This window comes from Paraflavisolibacter caeni, assembly GCF_025628885.1.
GTDB lineage: Bacteria > Bacteroidota > Bacteroidia > Chitinophagales > Chitinophagaceae > Flavisolibacter > Flavisolibacter caeni.
Genome location: NZ_JAOTIF010000001.1, coordinates 680,116 through 696,136, shown reverse-complemented (window position 1 = coordinate 696,136; position 16,021 = coordinate 680,116). Strand labels below are relative to the sequence as shown.

At 41.1% G+C, this 16,021-nt stretch carries 10 protein-coding genes; 1 reads left to right on the top strand and 9 read right to left on the bottom strand.

Annotation, left to right across the window (positions count from 1 at the left end):
• Nucleotides 1–120: 120 nt before the first annotated feature.
• The 6 genes from tamL to OCK74_RS02825 all read right to left on the bottom strand — a co-directional run bounded on the left by tamL (nucleotide 121) and on the right by OCK74_RS02825 (nucleotide 11,540).
• Nucleotides 121–2,409 carry a translocation and assembly module lipoprotein TamL gene (gene tamL, locus OCK74_RS02850; RefSeq protein WP_279295476.1) on the bottom strand — a complete coding sequence of 763 codons (2,289 nt, stop codon included), beginning with the start codon at nucleotides 2,407–2,409 and terminating at the stop codon, nucleotides 121–123.
• Complete coding sequence (locus OCK74_RS02845) at nucleotides 2,406–7,397, bottom strand: translocation/assembly module TamB domain-containing protein (protein WP_279295475.1); 4,992 nt, start codon at nucleotides 7,395–7,397, stop codon at nucleotides 2,406–2,408. The genes tamL and OCK74_RS02845 overlap by 4 nt, the downstream gene beginning before the upstream one ends.
• Before the next feature lie 159 nt (nucleotides 7,398–7,556).
• On the bottom strand, nucleotides 7,557–8,210 hold the full coding sequence (locus tag OCK74_RS02840; protein WP_279295474.1) for a YiaD family glycine zipper/OmpA-like lipoprotein: 654 nt from the start codon (nucleotides 8,208–8,210) through the stop codon (nucleotides 7,557–7,559).
• 11 nt (nucleotides 8,211–8,221) lie between these two features.
• Nucleotides 8,222–9,043, bottom strand: a complete 822-nt coding sequence (locus OCK74_RS02835; RefSeq protein ID WP_279295473.1) for a tetratricopeptide repeat protein — start codon at nucleotides 9,041–9,043, stop codon at nucleotides 8,222–8,224.
• Between the two features lie 454 nt (nucleotides 9,044–9,497).
• Nucleotides 9,498–10,193, bottom strand: a complete 696-nt coding sequence (locus OCK74_RS02830) for a copper resistance protein NlpE N-terminal domain-containing protein (protein ID WP_279295472.1) — start codon at nucleotides 10,191–10,193, stop codon at nucleotides 9,498–9,500.
• Nucleotides 10,194–10,238: 45 nt separating this feature from the next.
• Entirely contained in the window at nucleotides 10,239–11,540 is a 1,302-nt protein-coding gene (locus tag OCK74_RS02825; protein WP_279295471.1) for a BamA/TamA family outer membrane protein, read from the bottom strand.
• Between the two features lie 476 nt (nucleotides 11,541–12,016).
• On the opposite strand from OCK74_RS02825, the gene OCK74_RS02820 reads away from it, so the two are divergent.
• Nucleotides 12,017–13,069, top strand: coding sequence for a LacI family DNA-binding transcriptional regulator (locus OCK74_RS02820; RefSeq protein WP_279295470.1), 1,053 nt, complete (start codon nucleotides 12,017–12,019; stop codon nucleotides 13,067–13,069).
• A gap of 146 nt (nucleotides 13,070–13,215) precedes the next feature.
• Here the strand turns inward: OCK74_RS02820 and rfbD are convergent, their stop codons facing one another.
• From rfbD to OCK74_RS02805, 3 genes are all read right to left on the bottom strand, one after another.
• The gene (rfbD, locus tag OCK74_RS02815) at nucleotides 13,216–14,079 is read right to left on the bottom strand and encodes a dTDP-4-dehydrorhamnose reductase (RefSeq protein WP_279295469.1); all 864 of its coding nucleotides are present in this window, start codon (nucleotides 14,077–14,079) and stop codon (nucleotides 13,216–13,218) included.
• Between the two features lie 2 nt (nucleotides 14,080–14,081).
• Complete coding sequence (rfbC, locus tag OCK74_RS02810; RefSeq protein ID WP_279295468.1) at nucleotides 14,082–14,636, bottom strand: dTDP-4-dehydrorhamnose 3,5-epimerase; 555 nt, start codon at nucleotides 14,634–14,636, stop codon at nucleotides 14,082–14,084.
• 80 nt (nucleotides 14,637–14,716) lie between these two features.
• Nucleotides 14,717–16,006, bottom strand: a complete 1,290-nt coding sequence (locus OCK74_RS02805) for a nucleotide sugar dehydrogenase (protein ID WP_279295467.1) — start codon at nucleotides 16,004–16,006, stop codon at nucleotides 14,717–14,719.
• Nucleotides 16,007–16,021 lie beyond the last annotated feature (15 nt).

The window sequence follows — 16,021 nt, the reverse complement described above, 5'->3', positions numbered from 1 at the left end:
GGTTGAAATTACAGGAACACTAATAAATGAATTCAATGTTTTCATTTATTGCTGAAAGTTTTATGTGAAGAACCAGTTCCTCACTGAATTGGTTTTCACAACTAAACAGAAAGTATCTATTTAAAAAGGATATCCTATTGCAAAATTAAAGACCAGGTTTTCATCCCTCCAATCCGGGTTACCCAAATCCATATCCTTGAAGATCCATCTTTGACCTTCAGGCTGCCAGGGTTTATGAAAGGGCATGGCGAGATCAAGGCGCAGGATCAGGATGCTTACATCCAACCTTACGCCCAGGCCGGCATCGATGGCTAACTGCTTTATAAAGTCTTTCGATAGTTTCCCTTCTGCTTTGTATAATACAGTATCCTTCATCCATATATTTCCAGCATCGATAAAAACAGCGCCCTTAAAGCGCCCACCCAGGGGATACCGCAGTTCGGTATTCATTTCCAGTTTATAGTCGCCCCCGATCTCCGGGAATGTACTTTGCTGCAATTCAGTGGCCTGTGTACTTCCGGGCCCGAGGTGTCTTGGAATAAAGCCCCGCAGGCTATTGGCGCCACCAATGATATATTGTCTCGAAAAGGGAAGAAAAGGAGAATTCCCATAAGGATAACTGGCCCCGATGATCAGGCGATTCGCCCAATTAACATTTGGTCCTAACTTCCTGTAAAACCGGTAATCAAAAGCAGCTTTTAAATACTGCATAAAATACGAATCACCGATCTTGGTGGAAAACGGACCGTTGTTTCCTTTAATGAAGCCAAGGATAGTACCTGCAAATTCAACGCCGGCATGAAGATAGGAGGCATTCATTTTATGAGGCGGATTGTTGGTAACTATATATTGCATGCCGAGTGAAGGGATAATGATCGTTGGAAGCACAAATCCTAGGTTAGATTCATTACTCATTCGGGTGGTAAATGTATTCGTAAAATTAGCAGTATTGGTCACCGTCAGGTTAAGTGGGGTAAGCCGGTATTCCTTGGCTGCGGTATGACCCCACCTCCACTCATATCGGAAATTAAAAAAGTGTTCCGTATATAGATCCTGGTGCCTCACCCAATCATAACTAAGCGGGAAAAAAGTTCTGGGGAATTTAGTAAAATCATTGCTCGCCCTGAAAGGTGCTATTAGTTTGGGAATATTTAAGGACGCTTCGATTCCTAATCGCCAGTTATTATTAGCACTCAGTGAATCGTTCGGAGTCAGCTCAAACGAACCGGTTGCCTTGATCACCAAGGCTTCAGCCCCCCGGAAAATATTCTTGTCTGCCCATTGCAGGCTCAACTGCCCGCCACTGTAGCTATTGCTTCGGGTGAAACCGCCCAACTCGGTCTGTAGCTTCTTTTTCTTCAAAGGCGCCATATAATAGGTCACATCCATCAGGTCTTTACTGTCGGCAACTTGCGTAAACTGGGTTTTAATAAATCGAAAGGTTCCAAGACTATTCAACCTGACCTGGGATTTATTTTGCTCAGGCAGTGAATAAAGGCTGCCTTTTCGAAACGTAATGGCCCTGGAAAAAATATCTGGCTTAAATTTCCTTGCTGAATCATAAATATGAATCCCCTTATATTGTGGCAGCATCTTTACCTGGCTGTCGGGCAAAGGTTGTAGCGAAGTAAAGGGGGTGAGTACAACAACATGATTGATCCTATAGGGTGTTTTTGCCGCAGCAGGGATAGGTTGGTTAATGGCCCAATAAATTGCTGCCGTATAATTGTGATGATTCGTGTCAATATAGGTGAGCAACAAATCATTTTCAAAATAATAGTAACCCTTTTCCTTTAGCAATAAAGTAAGGCGCTCTTTTTCTGCTTTAATTTTTCCCACACTATATTGTTCACCGGTTTTCAGACGCGCTTCCTCTTTAGGCAATTGTAAGAGATCACTTGCCAATTGGCTGCTGTCCAGCCGCCACCTGATGGGTCCAATCATATAGGGGCGCTCCACCTTAGCCTGGTATAAAACCTTCAATTTCTTCTTAACTGTAATCGTATCTCCAACCACCTTGCTATTAAAGTAACCTTCGTTCTCAAGCAGTGTCTCCATGTTTTCAGCAATGGATGCAGGAGAGAGACTTCGGGAAGTCACCGGGGCTTCTCCAAACTTATTCCGGAGCCAGTATTTGATTCCTTTTTCCTTTTTGGGCTGTCCTATTGCATACCAAAGCCACACTTTATAAGGCTGCCCCAAAAGCATCTTATTGGTTTTAGGTGCGGTGATGTCAGCCAGTTTGTTTTTGAGCACTGAAGTTTTGGTTTTTACTTCCGGAGCCTTTTCAACTTCTACTTTAGCGCCATAATACAGCTTTTCTCCGGCTGGTAAACGGCGATTCACGCCACAGGAGCAACAGCCTGCCAGCAGAATAATGAAAATGATATTTTGCAGCCTCCTCCTCATTTTTCTTCATTGGGTAAATACTTTTTACGATGAAGCAATTCCTTTAGGTGATCATAAGATAACTCAAAAGTGAAACTAACGCCTACTTCAGTAAAATAGCCCTGTACGACAGCGTCGAATTCATTTTTCTGGTAAGCTTTTACCTGTAGATGTCCGTCTTTCGACAGTTTATAAGTAGTGGTGATATCAGGAACGTATTGGCTCCCGCTCTTTTGGGCTGATGAGCCGTCGTCGTTGAGAAGAAAGTTTTCTTCAACGGAAATAACCATCCGGTTTTGGAACAGATCTTTGGACATGGCCACTCCAAGATCTGTTTTCGATATCGGGTCATCTCCCGATTTATAGCTCGTCATGTTCACATCTATGTCAACACCTTTAATTAATTGGTCAGCCACCTGGTTCATGGCCTCCGCCAAAAAGCTGCTCACGCCTTCCTTTAATGCGTTATTTACATTGAGATTACTGCTGGCAACTGTATTAGACCCTTCTGCACTAGAGAACCGCTTGGTTAACAACAAAGAAAACACCTGCTTATTCATGGCTGAAACATCATTTCGAAGCCTGTCAAGTTCGTGTTCAATATCTGACCTCACTGAACTGTTCAGACTGTTTTTTCCTTGTTTTAATTTAATGTCAAAGGAAAGTACTGGTTTCGATACCGGCCCCTTAATCATAAATACAACAACAAAGGTTGCTTTTTGTGAATAGGCCTCGTCATCAATATCCTTGTAGTCCAGCAATCCTTTAGCACTAGTTTCTACTTCATATTCAGTGGTTACATCGGCCACAGCCGACATAGGGTCGCCATCAAATGTGATCGTGCTGCCTGCTACCAACATAAACTTTCCCTTCAGTAATAGATTGTTCATTTTGTAATAGCCGGATTGGAGATGATACACACCATTAATTCCCATCTGCCCGCTTTCCCCCAACCCTGCATTTAAACGGCCTTCTCCTTTAACGAGCAATTCATCATTGGTTGAAGGGTCAATAATGACGCTGAATACTGCATCCTTGCTTACTTTCAGGTCCAGGTTATACTTCAGTCCTTTGAATTCCTTACGTGCTGTAATGGAATCCTTTACCGGCGCCTCAATATCTGCACCTGGTAAAGAAAGGGTATCGATGTCAACAAAAACAATTCCGCCTTTCTGCCTTTTGATGGAATTGCTTTTGGGAGACAAAAGAAAATGAACACTGCTCTTTTCGTGCAGGTATGCATTTCCGTTAATGACGGGCTCTTCACTGGTGCCTTTAATAGCAACTTGTGCATCCAGGATGCCTGTGCCGTAAATGTGACTTTCCGCCTGGCGGACTGCATTCAATACAACAAGTTTTTTGGTCTCAAGGCTTAAATCCATCCCAACTTTTCCTATTGAAATTATTTTCACTTGCCCCTGCACGGTTAATGGATGGCCTAACGTATCAGAGATGATAAATTTCCTGAAGTTTATTGCAGGGTATTCAATATAGATCTTTTGTTTGTCTATCCTGTAAAGGGCATTGAAATCTTTAAGAGCAAACGTGACTGAATCCAAACTGATGACGCCTTGACCGCTTAGTGAGTCTGGAGAACCAGCCAACTGCAATTCTCCACTTATTTGACCGGATACACGGGTAAGCCACTCTTTCGTAAATTCCTGGGCCAGGTTGATATCAAGCTTTTGTAGCCTGGTATGCACGTTGATCCTCTCATGAACCGGGTGTATACTTCCGGAAAAATCCAACTGATTATTACCTGATATGCTTCCATTCATGACCAGGCTATCACCACTGGTATTGGAATGAAAATTAAGATCTCCAACAGGAATATTGTAAACTGCCAGGTTCTTTGCAATGATATCTCCTGTTAATACGGGCACCTTATTAATTGGTTGCTGAATATTGATATCTGCTTTTAGCGTGCCCTTTGCGATCATGGTATCTCCATAGGATGCAATTGCCAGGATATTACCGATATCAAAACTATCAATTCTGATATCTATAGGCGATATGGTTTGCCGATCCTTACTGTTGATGTATAATATTTGGCCTTTATTTTCAAGAGAAAGATTGTCCACAATAAAACCATCCTTTTGAACAGTCACACTATTGTCAATGGGTACTTTCCATTTAGAATAGTTAAGGTTTAAATCATCTGACAGCCTGAATATAGTTCTGTTCTTTTCGAATGTTACACCTACACTTCCCGAATAATACTCCTTACCCGTAGTGTCTTCTACCTTGCCCTTTACATCCAACTTGTCTTTCCGCAACTCGCCGGTAATATTTGGGGAAGCAAGCGGCTTAGCTCCGCCAAGTATTTCCCGTCCTGATAAAACAAACTGTATTGCCGAATCGGATGACTCCGCTTTAAATTGCAAATCATTACCCACATAATTGTCATACTGAATACTGGGAGCTGACATCTTAATAAAAAGAAAAGAATCTTTTTTGCCTGCATCATAGGTGCCATTTATCATTACTGGTTCATTGAATGTAAGCTCCGGCACCAATGAACTCAATAATTCATCTTGTGTCAATTTCACATCAACACTGGTCCGGCGATTCCGCATACCTGGCAGACCGAGATCTACATGTGCCTGGTCTTTCACCAGGTAAACAGCTTTCAATAAAGACGAGATTTCTGAGGAAAGCATATTAACCGGATAATTGCACCTCAGTGTTGCATTGATAAATGGAGCATTGGCCAATAGAAGAGTACTGTCCGGGTCAGATTTACAAATGAATGAAATACTGTCTGCAAAAACCTCCTTTCCCCGGACGGTGATTCTATTACTATCTGCCCTGATACTTGCATTGATTCGTTGTGGGCTTGCATAATCTGCATCAATATTGATGTTGGAGGCTACAATGATGCTATCGCCAGTAAGATGAATCTTATTAAGGTCAGCCCTCCCAATAAGAATATTCCCCTGCACAGCAGTGCCCCGGTTGCTGATATGACCCTGGAGGTCTATTTCTGTTTCCAGGTTGGGATCATCGATCCGTCCTCTTGCAGTAAACACTGATTTGGAGATTCCGCCTTCCAGGTTAATATTGGAATAGGAATACCCTTGGATCGTTGCAGATGCAAGCTGCAGTACAACAGTTGCAGCCAATTGGCCCATCTGTATTCCTCTGCCTTTGATCAAAACATGGCCGGTAGTTTTTCCCAAAATAGAATCAAGCCCTAACAATTTTCCGGTTTCAAATTGGTTGGCATCCAATTGAAAATCATAATCCAGTTGGTTGGGATCACTGATATTTTGAGCAGTTCCTTTAACATTCAATTGCCCTAATGTGCTGTTCAGCCTCAGATCGGCTGTAAGCTTTTTGCCAGTTCCCTGTATTTGGCCTGCCATAGCGACATCTCCGGGCAGCCTGGTATTTGCTTTTTCAATCTGGTCTAGAAGGTCCTTTGAAAGTATTTGTTTTTTTAGATGCAGTTGATCAATGGTAGCCTTATAAACTGGCGCGGTTGAGCCTCTGATATTCAAATCTATGCTGCCATTGAATTGAACCTGTTTACTGGAAGTTGTAAGGCGAACTTCTTCCGCCTTGAAGTTGAACAGGTCTCCCGAAACATTCGCTGAGACCATTATATTTTCGGATGGCAACAGCGAAACAGGTAATATTTTTTTTAGGCCGGGTTGTATCAACAACAGGTCTCCATAATTGATGGTTGAATTTTTAATCCGGACTTTGGGAGGGTTAGCAGCCTGGTAAGAACCAGGCCCGTAAGGCAATATAAGGTTTCCTCTTGTAGACAATTGAGACTGATTGATGGCGGCACTAAGATCGCTTACACTCAACAGGCTTTTAGTGAGCCGGACCTGGGCAGTCATTTTTTTAAAGTTAAGCTGATCATTCATCAGCAGGGAGCGGACATCCAGATTTGTGAGCAGGCGTGAAGAATCGAGATCACCATGAGTGATTACCAGGCTAATTCTTTGAAGATTGAGATGCTGCCAGTCTAATCCACCCTTTGCAGGAACCGCTGAATTATGGTAGGCAAATGAATTATTGTTTAACGTAATCGTGTCTACATGGATATCCCAATAATAATTTTTAGTGGGCGATTGCTTCTGCTCTTTTTCAGAAGCTACCTTCCTGGCCGGAATACAGCTCAACAGTTCAACAGTTGACTTGTTTATGCTAATATGCCTGCCCTTAATAGTTTGGCTGGCCAGGTCCAAAAATCCATCTTTGAATTGCAAGCTATCTACCAGGATATCAATACCTGTCTTATCGCAGGGGCCGTGGTATGAAAACCGGATGTTTTGTAACCCCAATTTATTGATGGCCACTACCAGGGCAGCCGGGTCAGCCCGGCTACTGGAAGTTGTTACAGGCTTACTATTTCCCGATGAGAATGAGTCAATAATGGATACCTGGCTGTTCATTAGCAGGAGTTGATTGACACGGAAAGTCGTTTTTTCCAGGTTAAGCTCATCAGGAGTACAGGAAAAACTGCCAATGACTGCAGAAAGGTAAAACTTCCCCTTCTTATCGTTTAAGCTAAACCTGACATTATCCAGGAAGAGCTTATTAGCCGACAATTGCATGGGAGTGCTTTTTGATGGGGCTGTCTTTGGCTTGGAAGAAGGCGTAAAAGCATCAAGGATGAACTGGAAATTGAAGGCGGTATCCCCGGCTTCGCGGCCTAAATGAAGCGTAATCTCCTCTAAACTAACCCCAGTGATATCAACTGTATTCGAAAGGAGTTTAAGGGGCTTGATTCCGGCATACAGGCGGCCACCGCTTAACAGCGTATCCCTTTTACGATCCAAAATGAGCACCTGCTCAAGGACGATCCAGTTTGGCAATCGGTAATCGATACTTCCAATATTCACCCCAGTCATCCATTTCTGTTGCAAATAGCTTTCAACCTTTTGTCTTACGATTGATTTGCCAATGGGTGTGTGGAGAAATAATAGAAAACCTGCAATTAAAAAAATAATTATTGCAAAAAAAATAACGGCTCTTTTGATCCATTTCTGAACCATAATTTTTAAAGTAACCTATTGACGTCACTAAATTTACAATAATTATTTCTGCTCTGTTTTTGCTGCCTGATCAGTGAATTTTTAACCGGCACAGCGTATCGTGTTCGTAAAAACAGCTACGGTCATAACTTGATCAATTGGTATATATTCAGAAGGGTATTATTTAAGTTTTCCTTCTTTAGCTTCTTCTTTCATCTTTTCATTAGCAACTATTGCCAGTTCTACACGTCGATTTTTCTTGCGATTCTCTTCGGTGTCGTTGGCATATTTGGGTTGCGTTTCTCCATACCCTTTTGTAGTGAGGCGATCTGCACTAACTCCTTTTGAAATAAAAAAATCCTTTACAGCATTAGCACGCTTTTCGGACAATGTCATATTGTATTCATCACTACCTGAATCATCAGTATGGCCTTCTATAACAATATTTGTTTCCGGATATTTGTTAAACACCTCTACAGCACTGGCCAGATCGCTTTTATAAGAGTCGTTGATTACACTGGAGTTTTTTTCGAACATAAGCTCCGATCCAAATGTCATGTTGATACCTTCACCTACCCTTTCAACCTGTGCAGTTGGTACGGCTTGTTTCAAGTCCTTTGCCTGGGTATCCATTTTCTTACCAATCAGATTGCCGGCAGCACCGCCAATGGCCGCACCAGCCAGTATACCCCAAATGCTTCCTTTGGTAACTGCTGCGCCTATAGCAGCGCCTCCGCCAGCACCTATTATAGTTCCTTTTTGTTGCTTATTCATGGTTGAACATCCAGCAAAAAGAATTGATGCGGCTGTAATGCATAATATAGTCTTTTTCATAGCTTAATTTTTTATTTACAAACCAGGGAAGCAAACATATCTTGTTTCATATCTTTCAAGCCCAGGGATATGGCTTTTTTTAATTCTACGCACACCTGGTCCCTTTCCTGTGCAGACATTTTACTTCGCAGCTCTTGCGTATTATTGGTATGGTATTTTTCCTGTAACATTTTCACTCGCGCATTGCTTCGTATCTCATACATCTCAGCGTCGGCCTTTCCCATTTCAACTGCTTTATCATATTGCACAAATGCTTCATCGTATTTTTTTTCATCACACAACATATCTCCTTTTTGTATTACATAGTTTGGATTGGAAGGATCTAAGGCCACGGCTTTCTCAAGAAAGTAATTGGCGCTATCAGCATTGTTTAATTGACGCCAATGGAATGCAGACATTAATGCATAGTTGGAAGCTCTAGCTTTTGTATCCTGATTTTTTTCGGTAAGAGCTATCAATTTTGAAAAGGTTTGATTGGCTGCATCAAATTGCTTCAGTTTATTTTGAGCTAAAGCTTTTTGAAAAAGCGCAGCAACACTCTTGTTTTTTGTTACTTTTAATGCAGCATCACTGGCCACTATGGCCTCTTCATATTTAGCCAAGCCGTTATAAGCTTCGGCCTTGCCCACAGCAGTTGCTTCTTTAGCATCTTTTGTCGTGCATGATTTTTCCATGGCAGTAAAGGCGTCAATGGCTTCCTGATATTTTTTTTCCTTTAATAAACTAATCCCATTATTGTTTTGCTCGCGGCATTTTTTTCCCATTGTAATTGTTTGAGCAGATACCGCAGTGTATATAAAAAAGGCGGCAATAAGTAATAAAACCCTTTTCATATCAATGTATTTTTGAGTTATGTAAACAAATCTGTTATTTCGGATAAACACCGGCCTGGCCTTCTCACAGGGCAGTAATTTTAAACACTGATCTTTATGATAGATTTACAAATGACTGTGCAGAAAAAAAACATTTAAAGGAAAGATCCCTTCTTTCCAACTCTTTTTGAAATAAGCTAAAGCGATCTGAAAGTATATTAAATATACAACAATTATTATTATCCATTTTAGTCACCATATGAACATCCCTCAAAATTTATTTGGAATTACTAACTTTAAGAAAGATAAGTTATCCGCATATTTTACCACCAAAATCATAGGTGTAAAGATTGTGTCCACAGAAACAGAATCAAAAAGCGATGTATAGGATTATTTCATGTAAACAGTTTTGAACCTGGCTAAGGCAGCCATCCGGGCTTTATTTAATACCAGGACATCACCCGTAACATTGAAATTATCCGCTGCTTGCAGGGCTTGCAAGAATTTGGTTTCTACTTCCAAAGCCGGACAGGGCCATCCGGGTGGATATGACCTTAGAAAGTAAGATCCTGTTTCCACTACCCAAATCATAAGTGCCGGAAATGCTGTTACATCCACCAATACCGATAAACCTGTTCTCCTCATCCTTAAAGATGATATGTGGCTCTTTGCGATATGTGCTGTCCACACTAACCGGTTGTCCATAAAGTTCAGTAAGCTTCCAGTATTTTTCCAGCAGGGCATAATATTCTTTGCTTAAAATATATTTACCGGCCAACCCACCAGAGATCTTATTGCCATTTTTATCCAATTGTGTCAAAGTATTTTCACCTACAAAGTAGCTGCTTTTTTCCTGGCCGTCCAAGGTTATCGTACTGCCCTCATTGTTCCAACTGAACTTGCCCGAATACTCGTGTGCACTGTCTGATTTGCCGAGGTATTTTAATTTGAGACGATAACTAAGATCTTTATTCAGATAAACAGTGGTTTGAATGCCCTGGCAATCGGCACAGGGAAGAACGCCCCGATAGATACCATCCCAATCAAGTGAGTTGCGGCTGTTATCAGACTTAGTTGATGCCATATTTTTTGTTGTAGTAGAAGGTGTCTTGCAGGTATAAAAGCCAATGATAAACGATATGAATATACTGGCAAAAAGTAGCTTTTTCAATGGTTAAAGCTTTATTAAGTCAATAGATTTCTTTAATCGAATTCACTAAAACACTTCATTCAATCCAAAGAAAATTCCATCGGACCCATATTTCCCTTTTGCAAAATCGGCACATAAAGTTATCCGACCTTGTTTTTTAAAAAGAACCCGTAGACCAACTCCGCCGCCTGGCTCCCATGAATCGAAAACCTTTGTATTATTATCATCTGAAGCGGATTGCAGATTAAAAAAACAAACCCCACTCAAAAATTTGTTACGTAAAATTGGAAACCGGTATTCGCTTTCTAAATATGCATAAGATGGACCTTTAAAGTATCCCAATGTATAACCCCTGCCGCTCCGGCCATATGTATCAGATGCTGTGCCAGGTAATCCCAAGTACGGTAATTCGCCGCCCAATTCGTAAGATGCCCAATGCCAAAGAGCTATGACATGTTCCGGGTTGCGCTTGCTTAAAGACCAATACTTTCTAAATTCATATTGAAGTTGTAGTGATTGCTTATTACTTCCCAGCCATACCGGATTAAAACAAAAGCTCAGATCAGCGTATATCCCTCCATAAGATCGTACAGGGTGTTCCCTTGTATTATATTGTAGAGTTAGTATAAAGCCGTTGAGTGAATACCCAGTTGTATCAAAGCCATTACGCAAACTATACCGTTTATGTGGCGTGCCCAACAAATTTGTGTTTTTTTCCTCTTCGATGTTTGAGAACATATTGATATTGATACCCGCCCCAACAAACCAATGCTGTGCAATTTTTCGATACAACTTTTCAAATAATCTTAAATAAGTATACTTAATGGGGTAGGCACTATCAGCAATTTTAGTTGGTAATTCATTAATATTGAAACCGTTGCCGCTACCACCTGCCCTTTTCTTTGTACCCAATCCATAATCTACCTGTCCGTACCGGGCAATTTGCCAGTTGCCTTGCCAGTTCCATCGATTTTGAGCCGTAAACAGATTATGCCTGAACTGTACGTTCTTTATTCCCTTGGAAGAATAAAAGCCTTCCAGTCCATAAACAGAATAAATAGTATTTTCCGGGCTACCGTTTTGCTTTCCACCGGATATTTTTGCACCAATTATAAAACCAAAACTTGGATTATATCCGAATGAAGGTAATAAAGCAATTCCTGTTTTTTTACCAAGCTTCAAAGTATCTGCCTTTCTCTTTGTTATTTTAAGAAAGACATCTGATATATCCATAGGCTGTACTGTATCCTTTTTCTGGGCCTCTGTTTTTTGTGCTTTTGAAGTATTCAATAAACAACATGCCGATACTGATAGCACAACAATAACTATCTGCGCAAAAGACTTACAGTTTTTTATAAGTAAATGCATAAAAAATTATGATTTGCGCTCATGAACTTACTTTTGATTATTGGAAATTCTTTAAAGCAGTTAAGCCTGACCGTACGAAATGAGTTTCTGCTGTAAAATCATAATCCATCCAATTTTCATTTTTGAAGATGTAATGATTTGACTTAGTTAAATAGGCGTTACAGATGTTAAGCAGTCATATGCAGTTGTTTTACAAATCTACTACTAATTCTCTGCTTTATTCAGCACTGGCCTGGAATAAGCCCTTTCAATCTTTGCCAATTTTTCTGAAGCAATTGTTTATTGGATTGAAAGGGATACTACAATTTGAGATATTAGACTACGTTCATTAAATATACTATGACAAAAATTTAGAATTGTATTCGAATATGAATGGCTTTATTTACTAAAAAGGCATTCATAATCATTAGAACTATTATTCATTAAGGTTGAAGCATAAAATTCGATACTTTTAAGCACTTATTCTGCTCATTACCATGAAGTTTGATACAGTTACGATAAAAGACATTGCCAAAGCACTTAATCTGTCAACATCCACTGTTTCCAGAGCTTTAAGAGGCAGCTATGAAATAAGCCCTGAAACCAAGAAGCTGGTTTTGGAGTATGCAGAACAGATCAACTATCGGCCAAATCCCATTGCACTAAGCCTAAAAGAGCGGAGAAGCCGTGCTATCGGTGTAGTTGTAAGTGAAATTGCCAATACTTATTTCTCGCAAGCTATCAATGGCATAGAGTCGATCGCTTATAACAAAGGCTATCATGTAATCATTACCCAAAGCCACGAATCACAGGAACGCGAAAAAGTGAACGTTCAGCACCTAGTTTCACGTTCAGTAGATGGCTTATTGGTATCCTTGTCGAGCGAGACATCTGATATTTCCTTCTTTAAGGAATTACATGAGAAAGGACTGCCTATTGTCTTTTTTGATCGTATTCCAGATGAAATTGAAACTCACAAAGTAGTTGCCAATAATTACCAGGGGGCATTTGATGCAACTGAGCACCTTATTTTTCAGGGTTTCAGAAATATCGCACATATCACCAGCTCAGCATTTCTATCCATTACAAAAGAAAGGTTGAGAGGGTATAAAAATGCTTTGGAAAAGCATGGTATTCCATTCAACGAAACTCTTATTAAACATTGCAATCATGGCGGTATGATTGTAGAAGAAGTTGAAGAGGCTGTGAACGTATTGCAGAAAGGGGAAAACAAGCCTGATGCTATTTTTTGTGCTGGCGACCGGATCACTATGGTTTGCTTCGGTATCATCAAGGAATTGAAATTAAATAAGGAACTAGGCTTTACCGGCTTCACTAATACCAACCTTGCCCATTTATTCTCTCCGACATTAACTGCAGTTCGCCAGCCAGCCTTTGAAATTGGACAGGTAGCCATAGAACATTTGATCCAAATCATCGAAAGCAAACGTCCTATTACAAAGTTTGAAACAAAAATGCTTGATACAGACCTGGTTGTTAGAGAATCTTCTATTAACGTAAACAAAGAAAAAATAAAAGCGAAATTGTAATTGCCTAAACTCAGGAACTGTTTTCGTATTAGCTGGATATCCCAAGCTAACATTTATTAAAAATTAATAAAGATTTTATTACATAAAAAAGCGCTCCAACTTTCAAGATTGAGCGCTTTTTTTATTGTATAAGAATGTAGTAAGCGTTAAGAGGTTATTTTCATTTTCCCAATACATTTCTCCAGGCTCTCTCTCCAGTTTTTCAGTTTGATACCGAACGTTTGCTGTATTTTAGTTTTATCAAGAACGGAATACTGGGGGCGCTGTGCAGGCGTAGGATATTGCTCTGTTGTAATTGGATTAACCGTGCAGGATGCATTGGAAAGCCTTTTGATCTCATTAGCAAAATCGAACCAACTGATCAAACCCTCATTTGTAAAATGATAGATACCGGGTACCCATTTGCCACCATCAATAATCTGCATAATTACCTCTGCCAGATCAGCAGCATTGGTAGGTGTTCCGTATTGATCAGCAACCACACCTATTTCAGGCCTGCTTTGCATTAACCGGAGCATAGTTTTTACAAAGTTGGCACCATAGGTGGAGTATACCCAGGCCGTACGGATTATGATCACATCAGTGTTCGCTTGAACTGCTTCTTCTTCCCCTTTCAATTTTGATTGGCCATATACATTGGCAGGATTCACCGGATCAGATTCCTTATAAGGTTGGGTTGCCTTTCCGTCAAATACATAATCAGTAGACACATGTACCAACTTAACATTGTGCCCGGTACATGCTTCGGCAAGATTTCGTACAGCCTCACTATTGATGGCAAATGCAAGTGTAGCATCTGTTTCCGCCTTGTCAACTGCAGTATATGCAGCGCAATTCACCAAGTAATCTGGTTTGATTTCTTCAATAGTTCTGTCTACTTCATCCTTTTGAACAATATCCAGATGTTCCTTATCATAAAAGAAGAATTGGTAACCTTTGAAGCGGGAAGCCAACTCCTTGAGCTCACTCCCCAATTGGCCATGTGAGCCTATAACAATGATCTTTTTCATAATTAAAATTGGAAATTGGAGACAGAATCCTTGAAAACAGGAAGCTGTAAATCTTTTTCAGAAACAATAGCTCTAGCTGGTTCAACTTTCCAGTCTATACCCAATGTAACATCGTCGAAACGGATACCGCCTTCACTTTGTTTATTATAAAGCGCATCGCATTTATACATTACTACGGCAGTTTCACTTAAAACTGAAAAGCCATGAGCAAAGCCAGCAGGAATCAATAACTGCTTCTTGTTATCCGCTGATAACTCGATACCAAAATGCTTTCCGAAGGTTGGTGATCCTTTGCGTATGTCCACTGCAACATCATAAATAACGCCTTCCAGAACCCTTACCAGTTTGGATTGGGCATGGGGGTTCAACTGGTAGTGAAGTCCTCTTATAACGCCATAAGAAGATTTGGACTGATTGTCCTGTACGAAATTGCAAGTAATACCGTTTTGATTAAAAACGGCCTGATTATAAGCTTCAAAAAAATAGCCGCGGCTATCTGCAAAAACGGTGGGTTCAACAATGATCAACCCCGGAATCTCACACTTTGTAAATGGCATGTCGAAAATTAAAAGGCAATGATCAATAATTATTAATTACTAATTATTGATCATTGCTTATTATCTATTGTATTTTATAATTAAAAGCTCCAGTAGGATCTACTTTTGATTTTGCCCCGGTAAATACCTTTCAGGTCAGCGATCAAGGCCTTGGGTTTAGTAATGGATTCAAAATACTGGTCATCCAGCGCAGCATAAGGCTCATGACAAACCGATACAATCACCGCATCATAGCCGCCATCCACTCCATCAGCCAGCTTAAAGCCATACTCATGATGCAGTTCCTCAGAGTCGGCATGGGGATCCACCACATCCACATTCAGGAAAAAGTCTTTGAGCTCGCGTACCACATCAGCCACCTTGGAGTTGCGGATGTCGCTGACATTCTCCTTGAAGGTAGCTCCCATCACCAGCACCTTGGCAGCTTTGACATCACTGACCTCACTGATGATGTGCCGCACCACTTTGCGGGCCAGGTAATGTGGCATATTGTCATTGATATAACGACCTGCCAGAATTACCCTGGAGTTATAGCCCAGCTCACTGGCTTTATAAGTGAGGTAATAGGGATCCACTCCAATACAGTGACCACCTACCAGCCCAGGGAAGAATTTCAAAAAGTTCCACTTGGTACCGGCGGCTTCCAGCACTTCATAGGTATTAATGCCCATTTTGTCAAAGATGATCGATAGCTCGTTCATCAAAGCGATGTTGAGGTCTCGCTGGGTATTTTCAATGATCTTGGCCGCCTCTGCCACCTTGATGGAGGAGGCCCTGTGCACACCAGCCTTCACCACCAGTTCATACACTTTGGCAATAGTATCCAGGGATTCGGCATCACAGCCGGAAACCACTTTGACGATGTTGGCCAGGGTGTGGTGCTTATCGCCCGGGTTGATCCGCTCAGGGGAATAGCCCAGTTTAAAGTCGACCATGTTTTTCAACCCGGAGAGCTTTTCAATAATGGGCAGGCAGTCCTCCTCGGTGCAACCCGGATAAACGGTGGACTCAAACACCACGTAATCCCCTTTTTTGATCACCTTGCCGATGGTCTCGGAGGCTTTTTTGACCGGGGTAAGGTCGGGCACATTATGATCGTCCACGGGGGTGGGTACGGCCACAATAAAAAACCTGGCTTCTTTTAACTGTTCCAGGCAGGAGGTAAAGGTGATGTCGCAGTGTTCAAAGGCTTCTTTTTCCAGTTCATTGCTGGGGTCGATGCCCTGCTTCATCATCTCCACGCGTTTGGCATTGATATCAAAGCCGATGACGGAGGTTTTTTTGGCAAATTCCAGGGCGATGGGCAGGCCCACATAACCCAGTCCGATCACTGCCAACTTTTCTTTTTTCGCTACGAGGTCTTGGTACATTAAGGTATTATATAA

Excerpts from the sequence above, each read along its gene's own strand:
- tamL (WP_279295476.1), bottom strand. The coding sequence starts at position 2,409 with ATGAGGAGGAGGCTGCAAAATATCATTTTCATTATTCTGCTGGCAGGC.
- OCK74_RS02840 (WP_279295474.1), bottom strand. The coding sequence starts at position 8,210 with ATGAAAAAGACTATATTATGCATTACAGCCGCATCAATTCTTTTTGCT.
- OCK74_RS02805 (WP_279295467.1), bottom strand. The coding sequence starts at position 16,006 with ATGTACCAAGACCTCGTAGCGAAAAAAGAAAAGTTGGCAGTGATCGGA.
- OCK74_RS02845 (WP_279295475.1), bottom strand. The coding sequence starts at position 7,397 with ATGGTTCAGAAATGGATCAAAAGAGCCGTTATTTTTTTTGCAATAATT.
- OCK74_RS02820 (WP_279295470.1), top strand. The coding sequence starts at position 12,017 with ATGAAGTTTGATACAGTTACGATAAAAGACATTGCCAAAGCACTTAAT.
- rfbC (WP_279295468.1), bottom strand. The coding sequence starts at position 14,636 with ATGCCATTTACAAAGTGTGAGATTCCGGGGTTGATCATTGTTGAACCC.
- OCK74_RS02835 (WP_279295473.1), bottom strand. The coding sequence starts at position 9,043 with ATGAAAAGGGTTTTATTACTTATTGCCGCCTTTTTTATATACACTGCG.
- OCK74_RS02825 (WP_279295471.1), bottom strand. The coding sequence starts at position 11,540 with ATGCATTTACTTATAAAAAACTGTAAGTCTTTTGCGCAGATAGTTATT.
- rfbD (WP_279295469.1), bottom strand. The coding sequence starts at position 14,079 with ATGAAAAAGATCATTGTTATAGGCTCACATGGCCAATTGGGGAGTGAG.